Source organism: Pseudomonas sp. LSJ-87 (genome assembly GCF_032971465.1).
GTDB classification, from domain to species: domain Bacteria; phylum Pseudomonadota; class Gammaproteobacteria; order Pseudomonadales; family Pseudomonadaceae; genus Aquipseudomonas; species Aquipseudomonas putida_Z.
On record NZ_JAWJYQ010000015.1, the window covers coordinates 112,158 to 135,726 of the forward strand.

General features: G+C 63.4%; 17 protein-coding genes and 11 tRNA genes. 6 read left to right on the forward strand and 22 right to left on the reverse strand.

Annotated features, from left to right (window positions below):
• Positions 1 to 228: 228 nt before the first annotated feature.
• From asd to leuC, 5 genes are all read right to left on the reverse strand, one after another.
• Positions 229 to 1,341 carry an aspartate-semialdehyde dehydrogenase gene (gene asd / locus RYH74_RS10590; protein ID WP_003260268.1) on the reverse strand — a complete coding sequence of 371 codons (1,113 nt, stop codon included), beginning with the start codon at positions 1,339 to 1,341 and terminating at the stop codon, positions 229 to 231.
• A 63-nt stretch (positions 1,342 to 1,404) separates the two neighbouring features.
• Positions 1,405 to 2,487, reverse strand: coding sequence for a 3-isopropylmalate dehydrogenase (leuB, locus tag RYH74_RS10595; RefSeq protein ID WP_025338238.1), 1,083 nt, complete (start codon positions 2,485 to 2,487; stop codon positions 1,405 to 1,407).
• Between the two features lie 54 nt (positions 2,488 to 2,541).
• Positions 2,542 to 3,306, reverse strand: coding sequence for a class I SAM-dependent methyltransferase (locus RYH74_RS10600; protein WP_317409368.1), 765 nt, complete (start codon positions 3,304 to 3,306; stop codon positions 2,542 to 2,544).
• 147 nt (positions 3,307 to 3,453) lie between these two features.
• Positions 3,454 to 4,098, reverse strand: coding sequence for a 3-isopropylmalate dehydratase small subunit (gene leuD, locus RYH74_RS10605; protein ID WP_015269431.1), 645 nt, complete (start codon positions 4,096 to 4,098; stop codon positions 3,454 to 3,456).
• Positions 4,095 to 5,528: a 3-isopropylmalate dehydratase large subunit gene (gene leuC, locus RYH74_RS10610; protein ID WP_317409369.1), complete on the reverse strand. Its 1,434-nt coding sequence runs from the start codon at positions 5,526 to 5,528 to the stop codon at positions 4,095 to 4,097. Before leuC ends, leuD begins: the two co-directional genes overlap by 4 nt.
• Before the next feature lie 131 nt (positions 5,529 to 5,659).
• On the opposite strand from leuC, the gene RYH74_RS10615 reads away from it, so the two are divergent.
• Positions 5,660 to 6,538, forward strand: a complete 879-nt coding sequence (locus RYH74_RS10615) for a LysR family transcriptional regulator (RefSeq protein WP_286101268.1) — start codon at positions 5,660 to 5,662, stop codon at positions 6,536 to 6,538.
• Between the two features lie 62 nt (positions 6,539 to 6,600).
• Positions 6,601 to 9,897 (forward strand): PAS domain S-box protein, encoded by a 3,297-nt coding sequence (locus RYH74_RS10620; protein ID WP_075044152.1) that lies wholly within the window; start codon positions 6,601 to 6,603, stop codon positions 9,895 to 9,897.
• A 206-nt stretch (positions 9,898 to 10,103) separates the two neighbouring features.
• Here RYH74_RS10620 and RYH74_RS10625 read toward each other — a convergent pair whose 3' ends face one another.
• The 16 genes from RYH74_RS10625 to gltX all read right to left on the reverse strand — a co-directional run bounded on the left by RYH74_RS10625 (position 10,104) and on the right by gltX (position 16,990).
• Positions 10,104 to 10,547 (reverse strand): Hsp20 family protein, encoded by a 444-nt coding sequence (locus tag RYH74_RS10625; protein WP_084785084.1) that lies wholly within the window; start codon positions 10,545 to 10,547, stop codon positions 10,104 to 10,106.
• A 234-nt stretch (positions 10,548 to 10,781) separates the two neighbouring features.
• Positions 10,782 to 11,753, reverse strand: a complete 972-nt coding sequence (locus tag RYH74_RS10630) for a tRNA dihydrouridine synthase (RefSeq protein ID WP_286101267.1) — start codon at positions 11,751 to 11,753, stop codon at positions 10,782 to 10,784.
• Between the two features lie 51 nt (positions 11,754 to 11,804).
• Positions 11,805 to 12,239, reverse strand: coding sequence for an acyl-CoA thioesterase (locus RYH74_RS10635; RefSeq protein ID WP_025338232.1), 435 nt, complete (start codon positions 12,237 to 12,239; stop codon positions 11,805 to 11,807).
• Positions 12,240 to 12,424: 185 nt separating this feature from the next.
• On the reverse strand, positions 12,425 to 13,258 hold the full coding sequence (locus RYH74_RS10640; RefSeq protein ID WP_317409370.1) for an alpha/beta fold hydrolase: 834 nt from the start codon (positions 13,256 to 13,258) through the stop codon (positions 12,425 to 12,427).
• 15 nt (positions 13,259 to 13,273) lie between these two features.
• The gene (locus RYH74_RS10645) at positions 13,274 to 13,813 is read right to left on the reverse strand and encodes a TetR/AcrR family transcriptional regulator (protein ID WP_013971594.1); all 540 of its coding nucleotides are present in this window, start codon (positions 13,811 to 13,813) and stop codon (positions 13,274 to 13,276) included.
• 173 nt (positions 13,814 to 13,986) lie between these two features.
• Positions 13,987 to 14,062: transfer RNA gene (locus RYH74_RS10650), tRNA-Glu, on the reverse strand.
• Positions 14,063 to 14,104: 42 nt separating this feature from the next.
• Positions 14,105 to 14,180: transfer RNA gene (locus RYH74_RS10655), tRNA-Ala, on the reverse strand.
• Positions 14,181 to 14,240: 60 nt separating this feature from the next.
• A tRNA-Glu gene (locus tag RYH74_RS10660) sits at positions 14,241 to 14,316 on the reverse strand.
• Positions 14,317 to 14,358: 42 nt separating this feature from the next.
• Positions 14,359 to 14,434, reverse strand: a tRNA-Ala gene (locus RYH74_RS10665).
• 60 nt (positions 14,435 to 14,494) lie between these two features.
• Positions 14,495 to 14,570 (reverse strand) — tRNA-Glu (locus tag RYH74_RS10670).
• 42 nt (positions 14,571 to 14,612) lie between these two features.
• A tRNA-Ala gene (locus RYH74_RS10675) sits at positions 14,613 to 14,688 on the reverse strand.
• Between the two features lie 60 nt (positions 14,689 to 14,748).
• Positions 14,749 to 14,824, reverse strand: a tRNA-Glu gene (locus tag RYH74_RS10680).
• Between the two features lie 42 nt (positions 14,825 to 14,866).
• A tRNA-Ala gene (locus RYH74_RS10685) sits at positions 14,867 to 14,942 on the reverse strand.
• 53 nt (positions 14,943 to 14,995) lie between these two features.
• Positions 14,996 to 15,071, reverse strand: a tRNA-Glu gene (locus tag RYH74_RS10690).
• Between the two features lie 72 nt (positions 15,072 to 15,143).
• Positions 15,144 to 15,219 (reverse strand) — tRNA-Ala (locus tag RYH74_RS10695).
• Positions 15,220 to 15,508: 289 nt separating this feature from the next.
• The gene (gene gltX / locus RYH74_RS10700; RefSeq protein ID WP_025338230.1) at positions 15,509 to 16,990 is read right to left on the reverse strand and encodes a glutamate--tRNA ligase; all 1,482 of its coding nucleotides are present in this window, start codon (positions 16,988 to 16,990) and stop codon (positions 15,509 to 15,511) included.
• Positions 16,991 to 17,133: 143 nt separating this feature from the next.
• Between gltX and RYH74_RS10705 the strand changes: the two genes are divergently transcribed.
• Positions 17,134 to 18,189, forward strand: a complete 1,056-nt coding sequence (locus RYH74_RS10705; RefSeq protein WP_039615460.1) for an HlyD family secretion protein — start codon at positions 17,134 to 17,136, stop codon at positions 18,187 to 18,189.
• Positions 18,179 to 19,729: an MDR family MFS transporter gene (locus tag RYH74_RS10710; RefSeq protein WP_317409371.1), complete on the forward strand. Its 1,551-nt coding sequence runs from the start codon at positions 18,179 to 18,181 to the stop codon at positions 19,727 to 19,729. The genes RYH74_RS10705 and RYH74_RS10710 overlap by 11 nt, the downstream gene beginning before the upstream one ends.
• A 133-nt stretch (positions 19,730 to 19,862) precedes the next feature.
• On the opposite strand, the gene uvrB is transcribed toward RYH74_RS10710, so the two are convergent.
• Positions 19,863 to 21,878 (reverse strand): excinuclease ABC subunit UvrB, encoded by a 2,016-nt coding sequence (gene uvrB, locus RYH74_RS10715; RefSeq protein WP_015269422.1) that lies wholly within the window; start codon positions 21,876 to 21,878, stop codon positions 19,863 to 19,865.
• Between the two features lie 288 nt (positions 21,879 to 22,166).
• On the opposite strand from uvrB, the gene RYH74_RS10720 reads away from it, so the two are divergent.
• Together RYH74_RS10720 and RYH74_RS10725 are read left to right on the forward strand one after the other, a co-directional pair.
• On the forward strand, positions 22,167 to 23,363 hold the full coding sequence (locus RYH74_RS10720; RefSeq protein WP_075044142.1) for an amino acid aminotransferase: 1,197 nt from the start codon (positions 22,167 to 22,169) through the stop codon (positions 23,361 to 23,363).
• A 62-nt stretch (positions 23,364 to 23,425) separates the two neighbouring features.
• Positions 23,426 to 23,501 (forward strand) — tRNA-Asn (locus RYH74_RS10725).
• Positions 23,502 to 23,569: the final 68 nt, after the last annotated feature.

Genomic DNA, 23,569 nt, shown 5'->3' on the forward strand with positions numbered 1-23,569 from the left:
CATCCATGGGGCCTCAGCGCTTGACGGGCATCCATGCCCGTCACCTCCCTCCGCAGTCCCTTCGCTCGGCCTCCTGAAGTCGCAATCGGCGGCGCCTGAACTATCGCGCGCCTAGAAGCAAAAGCAAAAGCAAAAGCAAAAGCAGAGAAGAGCCGGGCCGGCTGGGATGGATCGGAAATAAAAAACCCGCGCTGTCACCAGCGCGGGTTTTCGGTCAGACCGAAACGATCAACGCTCCAGCAGAATCCGCAGCATGCGACGCAGCGGCTCGGCCGCGCCCCACAGCAGCTGGTCACCTACGGTGAACGCGCCCAGGTACTGGGAGCCCATGTTCAGCTTGCGCAGGCGGCCAACCGGGATGTTCAGGGTGCCGGTAACCTTGGTCGGGCTCAGCTCCTGCATGCTGATTTCACGCTGGTTAGGCACCAGCTTCACCCAAGGGTTGTGCTGGCTGATCATGCCTTCGATGTCGGCCAGCGGCACGTCCTTGTTCAGCTTGATGGTCAGCGCCTGGCTGTGGCAACGCATGGCGCCGATGCGCACGCAGATGCCGTCGACCGGGATCGGGCTCTTGAAGCGGCCGAGGATCTTGTTGGTCTCGGCCTGGGCCTTCCACTCTTCACGGCTCTGGCCGTTCGGCAGTTCCTTGTCGATCCACGGGATCAGGCTGCCAGCCAGCGGCACGCCGAAGTTCTCGGTCGGGAACGCTTCGCTGCGCATGGTCTCGGCAACCTTGCGGTCGATGTCGAGGATGGCGCTGGCCGGGTTGGCCAGGTCATCGGCAACGGCAGCATGGGTAGCCCCCATCTGCTTGATCAGCTCGCGCATGTTCTGCGCGCCGGCACCCGAGGCCGCCTGGTAGGTCATGGCGCTCATCCACTCGACCAGGCCGGCTTCGAACAGGCCACCCAGGCCCATCAGCATCAGGCTGACGGTGCAGTTGCCGCCGATGTAGTTCTTGGTGCCCGCGTCCAGCTGCTGGTCGATGACCTTGCGGTTGACCGGGTCGAGGATGATCACCGCGTCATCCTGCATGCGCAGGGACGAGGCGGCGTCGATCCAGTACCCCTGCCAGCCGGCTTCACGCAGCTTGGGGAAGACCTCGTTGGTGTAGTCGCCGCCCTGGCAGGTCAGGATCACGTCGAGGGTCTTGAGTTCTTCAATCGAATAAGCGTCCTTGAGCGGAGCTGTATCCTTGCCCACGTTCGGGCCCTGGCCGCCAACATTGGAGGTGGTGAAGAACACCGGCTCGATGAGGTCGAAATCCTGCTCCTCCAGCATCCGCTGCATGAGCACGGAACCGACCATACCGCGCCAACCGATCAGACCTACACGTTTCATCGCAACTACACCTTTGCTAAAAGTGGGCCGCCACCGGGAATTTTGGGTGGCGGGCCAGAGAGATTACAGATTCCGCAGCGCTGCGACTACTGCGTCGCCCATTTCCTGCGTACCAACTTTGCGGCAGCCTTCCGAGAAGATGTCGCCGGTGCGCAGGCCCTGGTCCAGGACCAGGCTCACGGCCTTCTCGATCGCCTCGGCGGCAGCCGACTGATTGAAGCTGTAACGCAGCATCATCGACACCGACAGGATGGTCGCCAGCGGGTTGGCGATGCCAAGGCCTGCGATGTCCGGCGCCGAGCCGTGGCACGGTTCGTACATGCCCTTGTTGTCGGCATCCAGCGACGCCGAAGGCAGCATGCCGATGGAACCGGTCAGCATGGAAGCCTCATCCGACAGAATGTCACCGAACATGTTGTCGGTCACCATCACATCGAACTGCTTGGGCGCGCGCACCAACTGCATGGCGGCGTTGTCGACGTACATGTGGCTCAGTTCCACATCCGGGTAGTCCTTGGCCACGTCCTCGACCACTTCACGCCACAGCTGGCTGGAAGCCAGGACGTTGGCCTTGTCCACCGAGCACAGCTTCTTGCCACGCACGCGGGCCATGTCGAAGCCGACACGGGCGATGCGGCGCACTTCGCTTTCGCTGTACGGCAGGGTGTCGTAGGCCTGGCGCTCGCCGTTTTCCAGCTCGCGCTGGCCACGCGGGGCACCGAAGTAGATACCGCCGGTCAGCTCACGGACGATGAGGATGTCCAGGCCGGAAACGATCTCTGGCTTGAGCGACGAGGCATCGGCCAGTTGCGGGTAGAGGATGGCCGGGCGCAGGTTGGCGAACAGGCCCAGTTGCGAACGGATTTTCAGCAGGCCGCGCTCGGGGCGGATGTCACGCTCGATCTTGTCCCACTTCGGCCCGCCCACTGCGCCCAGCAGCACGGCATCGGCCTTGCGCGCACGCTCCAGGGTCTCGTCGGCCAGCGGTACGCCGTGCTTGTCGATGGCGGCACCACCGATCACATCGTGCTCCAGGCTGAAGCCGAGCTGGAACTTGTCGTTGGCCAGCTCCAGCACCTTGACCGCCTCGGCCATGATTTCCGGGCCGATACCGTCACCTGGGAGAATCAGAATCTGCTTGCTCATGCTTTCCTCTATCCAATCACGCGGTGCGGCCAAGCGGGCCCCACCGAAAAGTTCTTAACGCTCGGCCCACAACACCAGCACATCGGTGCTGAACGAACCATCGGCCTCGATCTGGTAATACTGCCGCACTTCTTCACCCATGGCTTGCTGCAATTGGCGAATTGCCACGCGCATTGGCTCGGGGGTGCGCATGCGCTCGACCCAGCTGGAAAACTCCAGGCGCAGCGGCTGGCGGGTGTGGCTGCGTACATGCAGGCCAGCCTCGCTGACCTGGCGCTGCCATTCGGCGGCGGAATAATCGCGCACGTGGCTGGTGTCGCGCAGTACTTCGACCGTTTGCAGGTAGGTGTCGAGCAGCGGGCTGCCCGGCGACATCACATCGATGAACGCCGCCACGCCACCCGGCTTGAGCACCCGGCGCACTTCGCGCAGGGCCAGGCCCAGGTCGCTCCAGTGGTGGGCCGAGTAGCGGCTGAAGACGAAGTCGAACGAAGCGTCGGCGAACGGCAGGCGTTCGGCCGCACCGCGCTCGGTGGTGATATTGGCCAGGCCGCGCTCGGCGGCGGCACTGGCGACCACGTCGAGCATGGCCTGCGAGAGGTCGTAGGCAACCACTTCGGCGACCAGCGGGGCGACGTGGAAGCTGACATGACCGGCGCCGCAGCCCAGGTCCAGCACGCGGGCATGGCCCTGCCCCGCCAGCGAGGCCTGCAGCAGGGCGAATTCACTGCCCTGGGCGTGCACGGCGCTGCTGAGGTAGGCGCTGGCCTGTTCGCCGAACTGGCGTTGGACCACATCGGTGTGCTGGGTGCTGGTCATGTCTCGATCCTTTTGGTTTCGGGTTGTCTCTACTGGCCCTATCGCCGGCAAGCCAGCTCCCACAGAGAACCCACAGTCTTCAGACCTGTGGAGTTCCTGTGGGAGCTGGCTTGCCGGCGATGAGGCCAGCAAACCCAACTAAATCATTCAGGCATCACGGAACAGCCAAGGCTGCCCGGCGCGGTGCTTGCCTTCGAAGGCCTTGATCGCATCGCTGTCCTGCAGGGTCAGGCCGATGTCGTCCAGGCCGTTGAGCAGGCAGTGCTTGCGGAACGCATCGATCTCGAAGTGCAGCACCTTGCCATCCGGACGGGTCACCGCCTGCGCCTGCAGGTCGATGGTCAGCTGATAGCCCGGAATGGCTTCGACCTGCTTGAACAGCTCGTCGACTTCCTCGTCGCTGAGGATGATCGGCAGCAAGCCGTTCTTGAAGCTGTTGTTGAAGAAGATGTCGGCAAAGCTCGGCGCGATCACGCTGCGGAAGCCGTACTCGTCCAGCGCCCATGGGGCGTGCTCACGGCTGGAGCCGCAACCGAAGTTCTCCCGCGCCAGCAACACGCTGGCACCCTGGTAGCGTTCGTGGTTGAGCACGAATTCCTTGTTCAGCGGGCGCTTGCTGTTGTCCTGGTAAGGCTGGCCCACATCCAGGTAACGCCACTCGTCGAACAGGTTGGGGCCGAAGCCGGTGCGCTTGATCGACTTCAAAAACTGCTTGGGGATGATCTGGTCGGTGTCGACGTTGGCACGGTCCAACGGCGCGACGAGGCCAGTGTGCTGGGTAAAGGCTTTCATGCTGCGCTCCCTTGGATCAACTCGCGGACATCGATGAAGTGGCCGGTCACCGCGGCGGCGGCGGCCATGGCCGGGCTGACCAGGTGGGTACGGCCACCGGCACCCTGACGGCCTTCGAAGTTGCGGTTGGAGGTGGACGCGCAGTGCTCGCCGCTCTCCAGGCGGTCCGGGTTCATCGCCAGGCACATCGAGCAGCCTGGTTCACGCCATTCGAAACCAGCTTCGAGGAAGATCTTGTCCAGGCCTTCACGCTCGGCCTGGGCCTTGACCAGGCCCGAGCCCGGCACCACCAGCGCCTGCTTGACGTTGGCAGCGACCTTGCGGCCCTTGGCGATTTCGGCAGCGGCGCGCAGGTCTTCGATGCGCGAGTTGGTGCACGAGCCGATGAATACGCGGTCGAGCTTGATATCTGTGATCGCCTGGTTGGCGGCGAGGCCCATGTACTTGAGGGCACGCTCGATCGAACCACGCTTGATCAGGTCAGGCTCGGCAGCCGGGTCCGGCACGCGCTGATCCACGGCGAGAACCATCTCCGGCGAGGTGCCCCAGCTGACCTGCGGCTTGATTTGCGCAGCGTCGAGCTCGACCACAGTGTCGAACACTGCGTCAGTGTCGGAAACCAGGCCTTTCCAGGCTTCGACCGCCTGCTTCCACTGCTCGCCCTTCGGCGCGTACGGGCGGCCTTCGACATAGGCAACGGTGGTGTCGTCCACCGCCACCAGGCCTACGCGGGCACCGGCTTCGATGGACATGTTGCAGATGGTCATGCGGCCTTCCATCGACAATTCGCGGATGGCGCTGCCAGCAAACTCCATGGCGTGGCCGTTACCACCAGCGGTACCGATCTTGCCGATCACGGCCAGGACGATGTCCTTGGCGGTAACGCCGGCAGGCAACTGGCCTTCCACGCGTACCAGCATGTTCTTCATCTTCTTGGCGACCAGGCACTGGGTAGCGAGCACGTGCTCTACCTCGGAGGTGCCGATGCCGTGGGCCAGGGCACCGAAGGCGCCGTGGGTGGAGGTGTGCGAGTCACCGCAGACCACGGTCATGCCAGGCAAGGTGGCACCCTGCTCTGGGCTGATGACGTGGACAATGCCTTGACGCTCGTCATTCATCTTGAATTCGACGATGCCGTATTCGTCACAGTTCTCGTCGAGGGTCTGCACCTGCAGGCGCGACACCTGGTCGACGATGGCCTCGATACCGCCCTTGCGCTCTGGCGTGGTCGGCACGTTGTGGTCCGGCGTGGCGATGTTGGTGTCGATGCGCCAGGGTTTGCGGTTGGCCAGGCGCAGGCCTTCGAAGGCCTGGGGCGACGTCACTTCGTGGATGATGTGACGGTCGATGTAGATCAAGGACGAGCCGTCATCACGGCGCTTGACCTCATGGGCTTCCCAGAGTTTGTCGTAGAGCGTTTTGCCAGCCATCAGACTGTTCCTCATCAGCGTCTTTCTATGCCAAAGACCCCTTGGCTTGTGCGGTCGATGCTAGGGGGTTAAATTGAATAACTCAAATTCATAATTTTTATGCTTTGGATAACCAACAGGAATACAACCCCATGGATCTGGCGAACCTTAGCGCCTTCATCGCGATTGCCGAAACCGGTAGCTTTTCCGGGGCAGCCGACCGCCTGTTCCTGACCCAACCGGCCGTCAGCAAGCGCATCGCCGGGCTGGAACAGCAACTGGATGTACGCCTGTTCGACCGGCTGGGCCGCGAGGTGACCCTGACCGAGGCCGGCCGCGCCTTGCTGCCCCGCGCCTACCAGATCCTCAACGTCCTCGATGATACCCGGCGCGCACTGACCAATTTGACCGGTGAAGTGAGTGGTCGCCTGACCCTGGCCACCAGCCACCATATCGGTTTGCACCGCCTTCCCCCGCTGTTGCGGGCTTTCACTCGGGAATACCCGGCAGTGGCGCTGGATATTCAGTTCATGGATTCGGAACAGGCCTACGACGAAATCCTCCATGGCCGCGCCGAGATTGCCGTTATCACCCTGGCGCCCGAGCCGCACCACCTGGTCAAGGCCGTGCCGGTGTGGGAGGACGCCCTGGACTTCGTCGCCGCCCCCGAGCACCCGCTGGCCAACAACCATACGGTCAGCCTGGCCGACGTCGCCCGCCACCCGGCCGTGTTCCCCGGCGGCAACACTTTTACCCACCACATTGTTCAGCGCCTGTTCGAAAGCCAGGGCCTGACGCCGAACATCGCCATGAGTACCAACTATCTGGAAACCATCAAGATGATGGTGTCGATCGGCCTGGCCTGGAGCGTGCTGCCGCGCACCATGCTCGACGAACAGGTTGCACCCATCGCCTTGCCGGGCATACAGCTGTCACGCCAGCTAGGCTACATTTTGCACACGGAGCGTACGCTATCGAACGCGGCCAGGGCATTCATGGCCCTGCTCGACAGCCACGCAGGGCCCGCCTGACCGGTCGTCAGCCCGGTATTGCCACCTCCAAGGACGCGTCACACGCCAAAGGTCTGGTACCGATGCCCAAATCAGCGAATCGCTTTTTGCGCCTGCCGCGCATACCTGCGGCCGACCCTCAGGAGTCCGAGCAGGCCTGGCAGAACGCCCCGCAACTGCTGGCCGCGCTGAACGGCGCGCGGCTGGGGGCCTGGCTATGGGATATCGAAAGCGGCCGGGTCAGCTGGTCACGGGGCACCCAGGCCCTGTTCGGCTTCGACCCGCAGCGCCCGCTCCCCGCCGATGTCGACTACCTCGACCTGCTGCCCGAGGAAGACCGCGCGCGTACACGCCAGGTGTTTCAGGCAGTGTTCAACGGCGAACCGGTAGAACAGGCCATGCGCCACCGTATCCGCTGGCCGGACGGCAGCCTGCACTGGCTGGAGATCAACGGCAGCCTGACCCACGACCCGAACGGCCGGCCGCAGATGATCGGGGTGATCCGTGAAATCACCCGCCAACGCGAGCGGGAAACGGCACTGATCAATTCGGAAAAACGCTTCGCCACCCTGTTCCACCTCAGCCCCAATGCCATTTTGCTCACCCGCCGCCACGACGGCATGATCTTCGAGGTCAACCAGCACTTCGAAGACATGTTCGGCTGGCCCGGCAGCCAGGTGATCGGCAAGACCAGCCTGGAACTGGGCCTGTGGGTCAACCCCGAACAGCGCCATCAGGTGCTGGAATCGACCCGGGCCAACAGCGGCCCGCTGATCCTCGAGGTGCAGTTCCGCGCCATCAGCGGCAAGGTGCATGATGGCATCCTCTGCACCCAGGGCATCGAACTGGAAGGCGTGACCTTCCTCATCAGCACCTTCGTCGACACCACCGAACGCAAGCGCGCCGAGCAGGCCCTGAAGGACAGCCAGGAGCGCCTGGACCTGGCCCTGGACTCGGCACAGCTGGGCACCTGGGACTGGCATATCCCCAGCGGCATGCTCTACGGCTCGGCCCGCGCCGCACAGCTCCACGGCCTGCCGCCCATTCCCTTTCACGAATCGTTCGACGCGTTTTTCGAAGGGGTACCGGAGCAGGAGCGCAACTCGATGCGCCAGGCCTACCGCAGCCTGCGCGAAGGGCCTGCCGGCAACTACCAGATCACCTACCGGGTACAACTGGAAAACGGCATCTCGCGCTACATCGAAAGCCGCGCCCGACTGTACCGCGACGAACAGGGCAACCCGCTGCGCATGGCCGGCACCTTGCTCGACATCACCGACCAGGTGGAACGCGAACAGCGCCTGAGCGCCTCGGAAGAGAAGTTCGCCAGCCTGTTCCAGGTCAGCCCCGACCCGATCTGCGTCACTCGCCAGGACACTGGCCAGTTCATCGAGATCAACCCGGCGTTCACCCAGACCTTCGGCTGGGGCACCGACCAGGTGATCGGCCGCACTGCCGAGGAAATCGGCCTGTGGGCGGAGTCAGTCGAGCGCGCGCAACGCATCGAGCGGGTAATCCGCGAGCAGGCCCTGAGCAACGTCGCCGTGGTGGTCAACCACCGCAATGGCGCACCGCTGACCTGCGTGATTTCCAGCCGCCTCATCACCGTCGATGACCAGCCTTGCAGTGTTACCACCCTGCGCGACATCACCCAGCAGCAGCGCGCCGAGGCGGCGCTGAAGTCCAGCGAGGAAAAGTTCGCCAAGGCCTTCCACTCCAGCCCTGACGCCATCACCATCACCGAACGCTACAGCGGTCGCTACCTGGAAATCAACGACGGTTTCTGCCGCCTGACCGGCTACAACGCCGCCGACGTGGTCGGCCGCACGGTGTACGAGATCGGCATCTGGGCCGACGACAAGCAGCGCAGCGCCCTGCTGGCCGAGTTGCGCGAGCGTGGCCGGGTGCATCATCGCGAGATGCTCGGGCGCAACAAGCGCGGCGACATCCTCACCGTGGAAGTGTCGGTGGAGCCGATCACCCTCAATGAGGTGGACTGCCTGCTGGTAACCGCCCGCGATGTCAGCCAGCTGAAAAACGCCCAGGCACAGATTCGCCACCTGGCCTACCACGACCCGCTGACCAACCTGCCCAACCGAGCCCTGCTGATGGACCGCCTGAGCCAGCAGATCGCCCTGCTCAGGCGCCACAACCTGCGCGGCGCCCTGCTGTTCCTTGACCTCGACCACTTCAAGCACATCAACGACTCGCTGGGCCACCCGGTGGGCGACACGGTGCTGAAGATCATCACCGCGCGGCTGGAAGCCAGCGTGCGCCTGGAAGACACCGTGGCGCGCCTGGGTGGCGACGAGTTCGTGGTATTGCTCAGCGGCCTGGAAGGCAGCCGCGAGCTGGTCGAAGAGAAAGTCCGCGGGCTGGCCGACACCCTGCGCGAACTGCTGGCCGAGCCGATGTCGCTGGACGGCCAGCGCCTGCAGGTGACACCCAGCATCGGCGTGGCGCTGATCCCTGACCACGGCGCCACCCCGGCCGACCTGCTCAAGCGTGCCGATATCGCCCTGTACCGGGCCAAGGACTCCGGGCGCAACACCACCCAGCTGTTCCATACCACCATGCAGAAGGCTGCCAGCGAGCGCCTGCGCATGGAAAACGACCTGCGCCTGGCCCTGGCCCGCGGCGAGCTGGCGCTGCACTTCCAGCCACAGGTGGATGCCCGCGACAACCGCATCGTCGGCGCCGAGGTGCTGCTGCGCTGGCATCACCCGCAACTGGGTCAGCAGCCACCCGCGCAATTCATTCAAGTGCTGGAAGAAAGCGGCCTGATCCTGGAAGTTGGCAGCTGGATCCTCGACGAAGCTTGCGATGCCTGCGCGCGCATGCTCGGCGACGGGCTGATCGACGCCGATGATTTCAGCCTGTGCGTGAACATCAGCCCACGGCAGTTCCGCCAGAACGACTTTGTCGGGCGGGTGCTGCGCAGCCTGGACGATTACCGCCTGCCACGGCAGATGCTGAAGCTGGAAATTACCGAAGGCATCGTCATCCAGAACCTGGAAGACACCATCAGCAAGATGCGCGAACTGAAGCGCTACGGGGTGAGCTTTGCCATGGATGACTTCGGCACCGGCTATTCCTCGCTGACCTACCTGAAGCGCCTGCCGGTGGATGCGCTGAAGATCGACCAGACTTTCGTGCGCGATGCACCGGTGGACCCCAACGACGCCGAAATCGTCCGCGCCATCGTCGCCATGGCCCGCAGCCTGGACCTGGCGGTGATTGCCGAAGGGGTGGAGCTGACCGAACAGCTGGAGTTCCTGGAACGGCTGGGGTGCCACCTGTACCAGGGGTACTTGCACAGCCGGCCGCTGCCGTTGCCGGAGTTCCGGCAGATGTTGCTGGAGGCGCCGGCGGATTACTGAAACCGATGCGGATGCGATTCCTGTGGGAGCGGCCTTGCGTCGCGAAAGGGTCGCGCAGCGGCCCCAGGATCTCAGCCATCCTGCAGCATTGCCGGGGCTGCTGCGCAGCCCTTTCGCGACGCAAGGCCGCTCCCACAAGTAAGCCGGCCTTCAGGCGATCACAATAAAAAGGGCACCCGAGGGTGCCCTTTTTCACATCTACACGATCAGTTCAGCGCTGGCTTGTCGCCGTTGATCGGAATGCGCTTGGCCTTGGCTTCTTCAGGCACGATGCGCAGCAGATCGATGCTGAGCAGACCATTGGCCAGGCCGGCGGCCTTGACTTCGATATGGTCGGCCAGGCGGAACGACAGCTTGAAGGCACGCTGCGCGATACCCTGATGCAGGTAAGTCACTTCAGCAGCGCCATTGTCGCGCTTGCCACCGGTCACGGTCAGGACACCCTTTTCAACCTGCAGGTCGAGGTCCTCTTCCTGGAAACCGGCTGCAGCAACCACGATGCGGTAGTGGTCATCGCCATGCTTTTCCACGTTGTAGGGCGGGTAGCTGCTACCGGCCTCGTTACGTGCCGCGGATTCGAACAGGTCGTTGAAACGGTCGAAACCAACGGAATGGCGGAACAGTGGAGCGAGAGAGAAAGCGGTGGTCATGGTCATGAACTCCTGAGATTCAGCAAGTAAGTCATTACGCGACCCGACTTCGGCATCGCGTACTCAAGAGATATGGCCGAGGGAAATGCTTTCAAGGGGGGAGCAGAAAAAATCTGGATTCCTACGTTGGGCTTGATGGCCTCTTCGCGGGTAAACCCGCTCCCACAGGAAGCTCACACATTCCAAAACCTGCGCCGAACCTGTGGGAGCGGGTTTACCCGCGAAAGGGCCGGATCAGGCAACACAAGCTTCGATGGAAACCGCCTCAACCCCCAGCAACCTGCTGATCCGCGCACAGTCATCTTCCCGCCGCAACTCGGCAAACAGCACAACCGCTTCGGGATAACTGCGGGTCAGCATCGCCAGCCACTGCTTCATCCGCCCCGGCGCATAGCGCGGCGACAACTTGGCCTGGGCCTGGCGCCAAAACTCGCGCAGCAACGGCAGCAGGTCGTCCCAGCTCATCGGCTGGTACTCCCGCCCATCACGCGCCGCGGCAATCTGCAGCCCCAGGTCGGGGCGCGAAACCAGCCCACGGCCCAGCATGATGTCTTCAGCGCCACTGACCTCACGACAGCGCCGCCAGTCGTCCACGGTCCAGATCTCGCCATTGGCGAACACCGGCACCTTGACCACATCCTGCACCCGCGCCACCCACTCCCAGTGGGCCGGCGGCTTGTAGCCCTCGACCTTGGTCCGCGCATGCACCACCAGGTGCGCCGAACCGCCTTCGGCCAGCGCCGTGGCACACTCCAGCGCACCATCGGGACTGTCGAAACCCAGGCGCATCTTCGAGGTGACCGGGATATGCGCCGGCACGGCACGGCGCACTTCACGCACAATCGCGTGCAGCAGTTCCGGCTCCTTGAGCAGCACCGCTCCACCACGCGACTTGTTCACGGTCTTGGCCGGGCAACCAAAGTTCAGGTCGATCACCGGCGCGCCCAACTCGCAGGCCAGCGCGGCGTTTTCCGCCAGGCACACAGGATCCGAGCCCAACAGCTGCACACGCATGGGCACCCCTGCGGCAGTCCGCGCACCATTGCGCAACTCGGGTGCCAGCTTGTCGAACGAGGAAGGCGGCAGCAGGCGGTCGCACACGCGAATGAACTCGGTGACGCACCAGTCGATACCGCCCACGCGGGTCAGCACGTCGCGCAGGATGTTGTCGACCAGCCCCTCCATGGGGGCCAGGGCAATTTGCATGTCGGGGTCTCGGCGGAAAAAGCCGGCAGTCTAACAAAAATTGCCGGTGTTTCAGGCGCCGATCAGCGCCGGGCCGTAACCGTCGAGGAACTCCACCGGCATGCGCCTGGGCTTGCCGCTGGAAAGCTCGATACAGGCAAAGGTGGTCTGGGCGCGCAGCAAGGTCACGCCGTCGCGCGGGCGCTTGAGCTGGAAGCGCCGGGTCATGCGCAGGCGCTGGTCCCAGTCGATGATCCAGGTGGCCAGTTGCAGTTCGTCGTCCTCGTAGGCAGCGGCCAGGTAGTCGATTTCGTGGCGCACCACGGCCATGGCCCGGTCCAGCCGGCGATATTCGGCCAGGTCCAGGCCCAGGCGCTGGGAGTGGCGCCAGGCGCAGCGCTCCAGCCAGGTGACGTAGACCGCGTTGTTGGCGTGGCCAAGGCCGTCGATATCCTCGCTGCCGACGCGCAGGTCGATGACGAAAGGTGTTGCCAGGTCCCAGCTCATGTTCGCTTCCTTGGAGCAAAAGTGGATTTAGCAGGGCCCTGCAGAAAAAAGTCCAGCCCTTGAGGAGGATTTACCGGCCTCATCGCCGGCAAGCCAGCTCCCACAGGGTCTGCGCTGGTTCAAAGGCTTGCGCTGTACCTGTGGGAGCTGGCTTGCCGGCGATGAGGCCAGTACAGGCAACATCATCAGGCACTTTGCCGCGCTGGTGCGCCAGCCCGGGCCAGCAGCTCCAGCACCGCTTCACTCAGGCGCGGGTCGGACAGCACCCGCTGGTGGCCACCCGCCTCCAGCAGCATCAGGCGGCTATCGAACCAGGCCTTGTGTATAACCTGGGCCTCATCGGCTGCCACCAACGCATCATCGGCGGCATGCACCACCAGCCCCGGCAACTCCAGCTGGTAACCCGTCACATCCAGCCGAGCAATCTGCATGCCCACATCCCGCTCCACCTGGCGGATGAATGCCGCCCGCGCCCGCGCCGGCAGCCCCAGGCGATAGGCAAAGCCACGCAGTACGCCCAACAGCCGCGCCGGAGCGGCAATGCTGACCGCTGCCTCTGTGCGCAGCCCCATCTGCAGGGCCAGCAATACACTGGCGCCGCCCATTGAATGGCCAATAACCGCGCGCAGCGGCGGCAGTTCGGCGGCAGCCTCCAGCAGCGCTCGGGCAAACAGCACCACATTTGCCTGCTCGCCGGGCGAACGCCCATGCCCCGGCCCCTCCAGCGACACCACGGTATGCCCGGCCTGGACCAAGGTTTCGATCAACGCGGCAAACTGGGTCGGGCGCCCTTCCCAGCCGTGCATCAGCAACACGGTCGGCCCCTTGCCCCAGCGCAAGGCCGACAAACCGAAGCGCAGGGTGATGCGCTCGGCGCTGGCCAGCACGGGCAACTCCCAATCCCGTGGCGGCAGGTTGCGCGGGGTCATGAAGACACGGCGCATCTTGCCCGCGACATGCTCGGGGGCCAGGTGGCCCAGGGTGCCATTGACACCACGAATCCAGCTCAGGGTAGTCATCGCCATGCTCCAGGGTTAAAGCACCGCCGATTTGGCGGCGCGCAGAATACGATCAGACAGCTCGCTGGTACCCAGGGCACGGGCCAGCGCCAGGCCGCCAACCATCAGGGCAAGGTCGGCCAAGGCCTTGTCGGCATCCTCGGGGCGGTCGACCATGGCGGCTGCCATCAACTCGATGTGCTCGGCCAGCACCTCGCGGAAGGCCTCCGGCAGGCGCTGCATCTCGCCCAGCGAGTTGGGCAGCGGGCAGGCATGCACTTCGGCATCACGGTGCTTGCGCGACAGGTAGAAGGCACTGGCCAGCGCCCGCCGCCCGGCGCCATCCAGGCTGGGGTCGATCTGCGCGAGCAAGGCGCGGCGCTCGCCCAGCAACTGGCGGAACGCTTCGAGCATCAACTCGTCCTTGCTGTCGAAATGGGCGTAGAAGCCACCGACGGTCAGGCCTGCCGCCCCCATGACCTGGCTGACGCTAGGCTCGGCCGGGCCGTGCTGGATCAGCGCACTTCGCGCCGCTTCGAGAATGCGCTCGCGGGTTCTGCTCTTCTTGTCGCTCATCAGGCCACTCGCCGATCAAAATATGATGATCGAAATATTATTCGCATAATATTTTTTAGCAAGCAGAATCTGCAGCCGCCTGTCGGTAGCGAAATTTTGAGTAGGGGAGAAAAACAAAAGGCCCATTCAATAATCGAATGAGCCTTAAAAGTCCCGCAAAACGCGGGTAAACGTGGCGTCCCCTAGGGGACTCGAACCCCTGTTACCGCCGTGAAAGGGCGGTGTCCTAGGCCACTAGACGAAGGGGACGTAACCTTCGTGCCGATCCGCTTACGCGAACCGTGGCAGAAATGGTGGAGCTAAGCGGGATCGAACCGCTGACCTCCTGCATGCCATGCAGGCGCTCTCCCAGCTGAGCTATAGCCCCGAAACAAAAGGCTCATCAGTAATCGACGAGCCTTTAAAGCCCTGCAAAACGCAGGAAAAGTGGCGTCCCCTAGGGGACTCGAACCCCTGTTACCGCCGTGAAAGGGCGGTGTCCTAGGCCACTAGACGAAGGGGACGTAACCTTCGTGCCGATCCGCTTACGCGAACCGTGGCAGAAATGGTGGAGCTAAGCGGGATCGAACCGCTGACCTCCTGCATGCCATGCAGGCGCTCTCCCAGCTGAGCTATAGCCCCGAAACAAAAGGCTCATCAGTAATCGACGAGCCTTTAAAGCCCTGCAAAACGCAGGAAAAGTGGCGTCCCCTAGGGGACTCGAACCCCTGTTACCGCCGTGAAAGGGCGGTGTCCTAGGCCACTAGACGAAGGGGACGTAACCTTCGTGCCGATCCGCTTACGCGAACCGTGGCAGAAATGGTGGAGCTAAGCGGGATCGAACCGCTGACCTCCTGCATGCCATGCAGGCGCTCTCCCAGCTGAGCTATAGCCCCGAAACAAAAGGCTCATCAGTAATCGACGAGCCTTTAAAGCCCTGCAAAACGCAGGAAAAGTGGCGTCCCCTAGGGGACTCGAACCCCTGTTACCGCCGTGAAAGGGCGGTGTCCTAGGCCACTAGACGAAGGGGACGTAACCTTCGTGCCGATCCGCTAACGCGAATCGCGGCAAAATTGGTGGAGCTAAGCGGGATCGAACCGCTGACCTCCTGCATGCCATGCAGGCGCTCTCCCAGCTGAGCTATAGCCCCGGATTTCTAGCCTCTCGGCCCAGCGACATCCTGAAACATCGCTTGTGCAAAACTGGCGTCCCCTAGGGGACTCGAACCCCTGTTACCGCCGTGAAAGGGCGGTGTCCTAGGCCACTAGACGAAGGGGACGAACCTTCTTACCTTCAAGACCCGGTTGCTGGACCCGGTCTTGCCCGACAGCCTTGGCTGCCAGGCGGAATTTGGTGGAGCTAAGCGGGATCGAACCGCTGACCTCCTGCATGCCATGCAGGCGCTCTCCCAGCTGAGCTATAGCCCCACAATGTCGCTTTGAACCGAAGCGCTGGCTGGGTGCCTGGCGTTTCGTTTTCGTTCATCGCTGTGGACGGGGCGCATATTAAGATCGGATTGCAGGGCTGTCAAACGAATTTTTCAAAATATTCAAAAAATTTTTCACAGATAACAATCACTTACCGCCCTGCCCTTGCCAAAACTGAACAGTGAGCCCTGTGGGAGCGGGTTTACCCGCGAATGCGACGGAAAACGCACCATCGTATTCGCGGGTAAACCCGCTCCCACAGGTTTGGCTTATAGCCTCGGGACCACTGTCAGGCGATGGAGGCCAGCAGCTTTTCCCACTCTTTGTTTTCTTTCTTCGACACACCACCCAGCAGGTCCAAGGCCTGGCGCAGACGGTAGCGGGTCAGGTCAGGGCCAAGGATTTCCATGGCGTCCAGTACCGAAACCGAGCTGGCCTGGCCGGTAATGGCGGCAAACATCAGCGGCATGGCGTCACGCAGCTTCAGCTCCAGCGCCTCTACCACCGCCTGGATGCAACCGGTGATGCGCTCCTTTTCCCACTGACGCAGGCTTTCGAGCTTCCACAGGATCAGCTGGATCACCTGGCGTACCTGGTCGGCCGACAGTTTCTTGCTTTCGAACAGCTTGGCGTCCAGCTTCAGCGCGCCTTCGAAGAAGAACCCGCCCAGCGGGGCTACCTGGCTGAAGGTTTCCACCCGGCCCTGCACGTGCGGGGCGATCTTCATCATGTAGTCGCTGTTGAACGCCCACTTCTGCAGGCGCGCGGCGAACTCCTCGACCGGCAGCTCGCGCAGCCACTGGCCGTTCAGCCAGGACAGCTTCTCGATGTCGAAGATCGGGCCACCCAGCGAGATACGCGACAGGTCGAAGTGCTCGACCATCTCGGCCAGCGAGAACTTCTCGCGCTCGTCCGGCATCGACCAGCCCATGCGGCCCAGGTAGTTGAGCATCGCCTCGGGCATGAAGCCCATGCGCTCGTAGAAAGTCACCGAGGTCGGGTTCTTGCGCTTGGACAGCTTGGACTTGTCCGGGTTACGCAGCAGCGGCATGTAGCACAGCTTGGGCTGTTCCCAGCCGAAGTATTCGTACAGCTTGATCAGCTTGGGTGCCGATGGCAGCCACTCTTCGCCGCGCAGCACGTGGGTGATGCCCATCAGATGGTCGTCGACCACGTTGGCCAGGAAGTACGTCGGCAAGCCGTCGTTCTTCATCAGCACCTGCATGTCCATGCGGTCCCACGGGATCTCGACATCGCCACGCAGCATGTCCGGTACCACGCACACGCCTTCGCTCGGCACTTTCATGCGGATCACGTGCGGCTCGCCAGCGTCCAGGCGGCGCTGCACTTCCTCGGCGCTCAGCAGCAGCGCGCGGCCGTCATAGCGCGGGGTTTCGCCACGGGCTTGCTGCTCGGCGCGCATCTGCTCCAGTTCTTCGGCGGTGCAGAAGCAGTAGAAGGCATGGCCGGCGTCAACCAGCTCCTTGGCGTACCTGGCGTAGATCTCGCCACGCTCGCTCTGCCGGTAAGGGCCGTGCGGGCCGCCGACGTCCGGGCCTTCGTTCCATTCGATGCCGAGCCAGCGCAGGGCATCGAAGATCTGCTGTTCCGACTCGCGCGTGGAGCGCAGCTGGTCGGTGTCTTCGATGCGCAGGATGAACTCACCGCCGTGCTGCTTGGCAAAGCAGTAGTTGAACAGGGCGATGTAGGCGGTGCCGACATGGGGGTCGCCGGTAGGCGATGGCGCGATACGCGTGCGTACGGTGGTCATGGAGAGTCTCGAACGAAAGATGAAACAAAGGCGGGATGTTAGCAGGAGGCAGGCACCGGGCTCCAGCAATGGCGCGAACGTCACTTGTCGACCGGCCATGTGCCGCTGTTAAATTTATTTACATTTCTGGAACGATAGTCCTCATGCCTGCCCAACTCAAACGCCGCCTGCTGGTCTTCTTCACCCTGGTGGCCGTCATCGCCCTCGCCTTCCTGGGCCACTGGTACTTCAAGGGCCGCTTCTACGAAAGCACCGACAACGCCTACGTACAGGGCGAGATCACGCGCATTTCCAGCCAGTTGGGCGCACGCATCGACGAGGTGCGGGTCGAGGACAACCAGCACGTCAGGAAAGGCGACCTGCTGGTGCGCCTGGAGGCCGCCGACTTCGAACTGGCCGTGCAACGCGCCCGCGCCGCCCTGGCCACCCGCGAAGCCGAGCAGGTGCAGGCGCAAAGCCGCCTGACCCAGCAAGCCAGCCTGATCGCCGCCGGCCAGGCCCAGGTGGCGGCCAACCAGGCCACCTTCGACCGCTCGCGCCTGGACCTGAGCCGTGCCGAGAAGCTGCGCAAGCCAGGTTTCGTATCGGAAGAGCGGGTCACCACCCTGTCCGCAGACAGCCATGTCGCCGGCTCGCAGGTCGACAAGGCCCGTGCCGACCTGCAAAGCCAGCGCCAGCAGGTCAATGCGCTGACCGCCGAGCTCAAGCGCCTCGACGCGCAGATCGCCAACGCCCGCGCCGACCTGGCCCAGGCCGAACTGAACCTGACCCGCTGCGAAATCCGCGCACCGATCAGCGGCAGCATCGGCCAGCGCAACGCGCGCAATGGCCAGGTGGTACAGGCCGGTGCCTACCTGCTGTCGATAGTGCCGGACGAAGACATCTGGGTGCAGGCCAACTTCAAGGAAACCCAGATCGGCCGCATGCAGCCCGGCCAGCGTGCCGAACTGCTGTTCGACAGCTACCCCGACACACCGATCGAAGGCCGGGTCGACAGCCTGTTCGCCGCCTCCGGCGCGCAGTTCAGCCTGCTGCCGCCCGACAACGCCACCGGCAACTTCACCAAGGTGGTGCAGCGCATCCCGGTCAAGCTGACCTTCCGCGCCGACAACCCACTGCACGGGCGCATCCGCCCTGGCATGTCGGTGACCGCCACCGTCGACCTGCGCAGCGAAGACGAAGGCCACAATGGCCGGTGACCAGCTGCTCAGGCCCACCGCGGAGCCGACCCGGAGGGACTGGATCGCGGTAATGAGCGTGATGCTTGGCGCCTTCATGGCGGTGCTGGATATCCAGATCACCAACTCGTCGCTCAAGGACATCCAGGGCGCGCTGTCGGCGACGCTGGAGGAAGGCTCGTGGATTTCCACCTCTTACCTGGTCGCGGAGATCATCATGATCCCGCTCACCGCCTGGCTGGTGCAGCTGCTGTCGGCGCGGCGCCTGGCGGTGTGGGTATCCGGCGGTTTCCTGTTGTCGTCGCTGTTATGCTCGATGGCCTGGAACCTCGAGAGCATGATCCTGTTCCGCGCCCTGCAGGGTTTTACCGGCGGTGCGCTGATCCCGCTGGCCTTCACCCTGACCCTGATCAAGCTGCCCGAACACCACCGCGCCAAGGGCATGGCCATGTTCGCCATGACCGCCACCTTCGCCCCCTCCATCGGCCCTACCCTGGGCGGCTGGCTGACCGAGAACTGGGGTTGGGAATACATTTTCTACATCAATATCCCGCCGGGCCTGGTGATGATCGCCGGCCTGCTGTACGGGCTGGAAAAGAAGGACGCGCACTGGGAACTGCTGAAAAGCACCGATTACGCCGGAATCGTCACCCTGGGCCTGGGGCTTGGCTGCCTGCAGGTGTTCCTGGAGGAAGGCCACCGCAAGGACTGGCTGGAGTCGCAGCTGATCGTCGGCCTGGGCAGCATCGCCCTGGTCAGCCTGATCACCTTCGTGATTCTGCAGTTTTCCAAGCCACACCCGCTGATAAACCTGCGCATCCTCGGCAACCGCAACTTTGGCCTGTCGAGCATCGCCAGCCTGGGCATGGGAGTGGGCTTGTACGGGTCGATCTACCTGCTGCCGCTGTACCTGGCACAGGTGCAGGGCTACAACGCCTTGCAGATCGGCGAGGTGATCATGTGGATGGGTATCCCGCAGCTGTTCCTGATCCCGCTGGTGCCGCAACTGATGAACGTGGTGTCGCCCAAGGTGTTATGCGCACTGGGGTTCTGCCTGTTCGGCGCCGCCAGTTTCGGCTCGGGGGTGCTCAACCCGGACTTTGCAGGGCCGCAGTTCAACCATATCCAGATCATCCGTGCCATCGGCCAGCCAATGATCATGGTGACCATTTCGCTGATCGCCACGGCGTATATACAGCCGCAGGATGCGGGTTCGGCATCGAGCCTGTTCAATATCCTGCGTAACCTGGGCGGTGCGATCGGCATTGCGCTGCTGGCCACGCTGCTGGATGCACGGACCAAGGTGTATTTCGATTACCTGAGGGAGGCGGTGGTGCCGAGCAACCCGCAGGTGGCGGAGCGGTTGGCGCAACTGGCGGAGCGGCTGGGCAATGACAATGCGGCGCTGGGCAAGTTGAGCGAGATCACTCATCAGCAGGCGTTGATCATGGCCTATAACGATGCGTTCCACTTTGTGGGGATCGGGTTGGCGGTGAGCATGCTGGCGGTGTTGTTGACGCGGAAGTTGCCAGAGGGGCTGAAGGCTGGGGAGACCCACTGAATGGGTTGTCGCCTGAGCCGGCCTCTTCGCGGGTAAACCCGCTCCCACAGGTACTGCGCAGAGCTCAAGGATTACAGCGATCCTGTGGGAGCGGGTTTACCCGCGAAGAGGCCAGTGCAGGCAGTAAAAAAAATCAGCTGGTAATCAACCGCTCGCGCAGCTGGGCAATCTCGTCGCGCAATTGCGCCGCGGCCTCGAACTCCAGGTCGCGGGCGAACTGCATCATCTTCTCTTCTAGCTGCTTGATGCGCTTGGTGATCTCGCCCGGCGTGCGCAGCTCGGCCTCGTAACGGGCGCTCTCCTCCGCTGCCTTGGCCATGCCCTTGCGCTTCTTGCTGCGCGCGCCGGGCACGGTGGCGCCTTCCATGATATCGGTGATGTCCTTGACCACACCTTTGGGCACGATGCCATTGGCCTGGTTGAAGGCGATCTGCTTCTCGCGACGACGCTCGGTCTCGTCGATGGCGCGCTGCATGGAACCGGTGATGTTGTCGGCATACAGGATGGCCCGGCCATTGAGGTTACGCGCAGCACGGCCGATGGTCTGGATCAGTGAGCGCTCGGAGCGCAGGAAACCTTCCTTGTCGGCATCGAGGATCGCCACCAGCGACACCTCGGGCATGTCCAGGCCCTCACGCAGCAGGTTGATGCCCACCAGCACGTCGAAGGTACCCAGGCGCAGGTCGCGGATGATCTCCACCCGCTCGACGGTGTCGATGTCCGAGTGCAGGTAACGCACCCGCACGTCGTGGTCGGCCAGGTAGTCGGTGAGGTCTTCGGCCATGCGCTTGGTCAGCGTGGTGGCGAGCACCCGCTCGCCCTGCGCCACGCGCTTGCGGATTTCCGACAGCAGGTCATCCACCTGGGTAAGCGCCGGGCGTACTTCCACCTGTGGGTCGACCAGGCCGGTGGGGCGCACCACCTGCTCTACCACGCGCCCGGCGTGCTCGGCCTCATAGGGACCCGGGGTGGCGGATACGAAGATGGTCTGCGGGCTGACGTCCTCCCACTCGTCGAAACGCATCGGCCGGTTGTCCAGCGCCGAAGGCAGGCGGAAGCCGTATTCGACCAGGGTTTCCTTGCGCGAGCGGTCGCCCTTGTACATGGCGCCGACCTGCGGAACGCTGACGTGGGATTCGTCGATCACCAGCAGCGCATCGGGCGGCAGGTAGTCGTACAGGGTGGGCGGCGGCGCCCCGGCCGGGCGCCCGGACAGGTAGCGCGAGTAGTTCTCGATGCCGTTGCAGTAGCCCAGCTCCAGGATCATCTCCAGATCGAAGCGGGTGCGTTGCTCCAGGCGCTGGGCCTCGACCAGCTTGTTGGCCTTCTGCAAGTACTCCAGGCGGTCCTTGAGCTCTTCCTTGATGCCTTCCACCGCCTCCAGCAGGGTTTCCCGCGGGGTGACGTAGTGGCTCTTGGGGTAGAAGGTGAAACGCGGCAGCTTGCGGAAGACCTCGCCAGTCAGCGGGTCGAAGGCGGCGATGTTCTCCACCTCGTCATCGAACAGTTCGATGCGGATGGCCTCGAGGTCCGATTCGGCCGGGAAGATGTCGATCACATCGCCGCGCACGCGGAAGGTGGCGCGGGCGAAGTCCATCTCGTTGCGGGTGTATTGCAGGTCGGCCAGGCGGCGCAGCAGCGCGCGCTGGTCGAGCTTGTCGCCGCGGTCCACGTGCAGGACCATTTTCAGGTAGGTCTCGGGGCTGCCCAGGCCGTAGATGCACGACACGGTGGTGACGATGATCGCGTCACGCCGCTCCAGCAGCGCCTTGGTCGCCGACAGGCGCATCTGCTCGATGTGGTCGTTGATCGAAGCGTCCTTCTCGATGAAGGTGTCGGACGACGGTACGTAGGCTTCAGGCTGGTAGTAGTCGTAGTAGGAAACGAAGTACTCCACCGCATTGTTGGGGAAAAACGCCTTGAATTCGCCATACAGCTGCGCGGCCAGGGTCTTGTTCGGCGCCAGCACCAGGGTCGGGCGCTGCACCTGCTGGATGACGTTGGCGATGCTGAAGGTCTTGCCCGAGCCGGTCACCCCGAGCAGCGTCTGGTGCGACAGCCCCGCCTCGATGCCTTCGACCATCTGGCGAATGGCCTCGGGCTGGTCGCCGGCCGGCTGGAAACGGGTGACGAGCTGGAACTCGGACATGACGGACCTCGCGGTGTTGCAGCAACTGTAAATTTAGCCAGTAGTCTATACCCAAATGCGCCCGCCGGGGGGCGCTTTCAAGGCACAGCTGTGAGCGCTTGTTACGGTGGACCCGGCAATTAGACCAATGGTCGAAAAATATTTGCGCAAATGACCGGAAAAGCGATGCCGGACTGTCGCGGTGACCGGTCGGTATCACTATACTGACTCCCCGTTTGTGCACCGCTTCAGTGCATTCGGGCTGGAGCGTGTACGTCCTATCACACTCCAATCAGAGCCAAGGTAACAATGAGCCTGTTTTCCGCTGTCGAGCTGGCACCCCGCGACCCTATTCTGGGCCTCAACGAAGCATTCAACGCCGACCCACGTACCGACAAGGTCAACCTGGGCGTGGGCGTGTACTGCAATGAGGAAGGCCGCATTCCGCTGCTGCGCGCCGTGATCGAAGCCGAGACCCAGCGTGCCGCCCAGCACGCCTCGCGCGGCTACCTGCCGATCGACGGCATCGCCACCTACGACCAGGCTGTACAAAAGCTGCTGTTCGGCGCCGAGTCGCCACTGCTGGCCGCCGGCCGCGTGGTTACCGTGCAGGCCGTCGGCGGTACCGGCGCGCTGAAGATTGGTGCCGACTTCCTCAAGCGTGTGTCGCCGAACGCCGTGGTTGCCATCAGCGACCCGAGCTGGGAAAACCACCGCGCGCTGTTCGAATCGGCCGGCTTCCCGGTGCAGAACTACCGCTACTACGACGCGCCGACCAACGACGTCAACCGCGCCGGCATGCTCGAAGACCTGAACAACCTGCCGTCCGGCTCGATCGTGGTGCTGCACGCCTGCTGCCACAACCCGACTGGCGTCGACCTGAGCCTGGACGACTGGAAAAACGTCCTGGAAGTGGTCAAGGCCAAGGGCCACGTGCCGTTCCTCGACATGGCCTACCAGGGCTTCGGTGACGGCATCGCCGAAGACGCCTTCGCCGTGCGCCTGTTCGCCGAGTCGGGCCTGGAGTTCTTCGTGTCCAGCTCGTTCTCCAAGTCGTTCTCGCTGTACGGCGAGCGCGTCGGTGCGCTGTCGATCGTCACCGCCTCCAAGGACGAGAGCACCCGCGTGCTGTCGCAGGTCAAGCGCGTGATCCGCACCACCTACTCCAACCCGCCGACCCACGGTGCAACCATCGTTGCCACCGTGCTGAACAGCGCCGAACTGCGCCAGATGTGGGAAACCGAGCTGGCCGAAATGCGCGAGCGCATCCACGGCATGCGCAAGCAGATGGTTTCGCTGCTGGCCGAATATGGCGCCAACCGCGACTTCAGCTTCGTTGGCCGCCAGGTTGGCATGTTCTCGTACTCGGGCCTGACCGTCGAACAGGTCGCCCGCCTGAAGAACGAGTTCGGCATCTATGCGCTGGATACCGGCCGCATCGCCGTGGCCGCGCTGAACCAGAGCAACATCCACGTGGTGACCAAAGCTATCGTGCAGGTGCTGTAACTCATTGTTTTGCCTAGGGGTGGCTTGACTTCCCCTAGGCAATCAGTAAGATACGCACAGATTCCGCGATAGCTCAGTCGGTAGAGCAAATGACTGTTAATCATTGGGTCCCTGGTTCGAGTCCAGGTCGCGGAGCCAAACATTGAAAACCTCCAGATGCGCAAGCACTGGAGGTTTTTTGTTGCACTTATCCCCTCATGCCAGCG

Coding starts and splice junctions, on each gene's coding strand:
- RYH74_RS10710 (WP_317409371.1), top strand. CDS start 18,179: ATGGCCGGTGACCAGCTGCTCAGGCCCACCGCGGAGCCGACCCGGAGG.
- RYH74_RS10640 (WP_317409370.1), bottom strand. CDS start 13,258: ATGACTACCCTGAGCTGGATTCGTGGTGTCAATGGCACCCTGGGCCAC.
- RYH74_RS10720 (WP_075044142.1), top strand. CDS start 22,167: ATGAGCCTGTTTTCCGCTGTCGAGCTGGCACCCCGCGACCCTATTCTG.
- RYH74_RS10615 (WP_286101268.1), top strand. CDS start 5,660: ATGGATCTGGCGAACCTTAGCGCCTTCATCGCGATTGCCGAAACCGGT.
- leuB (WP_025338238.1), bottom strand. CDS start 2,487: ATGAGCAAGCAGATTCTGATTCTCCCAGGTGACGGTATCGGCCCGGAA.
- RYH74_RS10635 (WP_025338232.1), bottom strand. CDS start 12,239: ATGAGCTGGGACCTGGCAACACCTTTCGTCATCGACCTGCGCGTCGGC.
- RYH74_RS10600 (WP_317409368.1), bottom strand. CDS start 3,306: ATGACCAGCACCCAGCACACCGATGTGGTCCAACGCCAGTTCGGCGAA.
- gltX (WP_025338230.1), bottom strand. CDS start 16,990: ATGACCACCGTACGCACGCGTATCGCGCCATCGCCTACCGGCGACCCC.
- leuD (WP_015269431.1), bottom strand. CDS start 4,098: ATGAAAGCCTTTACCCAGCACACTGGCCTCGTCGCGCCGTTGGACCGT.
- RYH74_RS10620 (WP_075044152.1), top strand. CDS start 6,601: ATGCCCAAATCAGCGAATCGCTTTTTGCGCCTGCCGCGCATACCTGCG.
- leuC (WP_317409369.1), bottom strand. CDS start 5,528: ATGGCTGGCAAAACGCTCTACGACAAACTCTGGGAAGCCCATGAGGTC.
- RYH74_RS10645 (WP_013971594.1), bottom strand. CDS start 13,813: ATGAGCGACAAGAAGAGCAGAACCCGCGAGCGCATTCTCGAAGCGGCG.
- uvrB (WP_015269422.1), bottom strand. CDS start 21,878: ATGTCCGAGTTCCAGCTCGTCACCCGTTTCCAGCCGGCCGGCGACCAG.
- RYH74_RS10625 (WP_084785084.1), bottom strand. CDS start 10,547: ATGACCACCGCTTTCTCTCTCGCTCCACTGTTCCGCCATTCCGTTGGT.
- asd (WP_003260268.1), bottom strand. CDS start 1,341: ATGAAACGTGTAGGTCTGATCGGTTGGCGCGGTATGGTCGGTTCCGTG.
- RYH74_RS10705 (WP_039615460.1), top strand. CDS start 17,134: ATGCCTGCCCAACTCAAACGCCGCCTGCTGGTCTTCTTCACCCTGGTG.
- RYH74_RS10630 (WP_286101267.1), bottom strand. CDS start 11,753: ATGCAAATTGCCCTGGCCCCCATGGAGGGGCTGGTCGACAACATCCTG.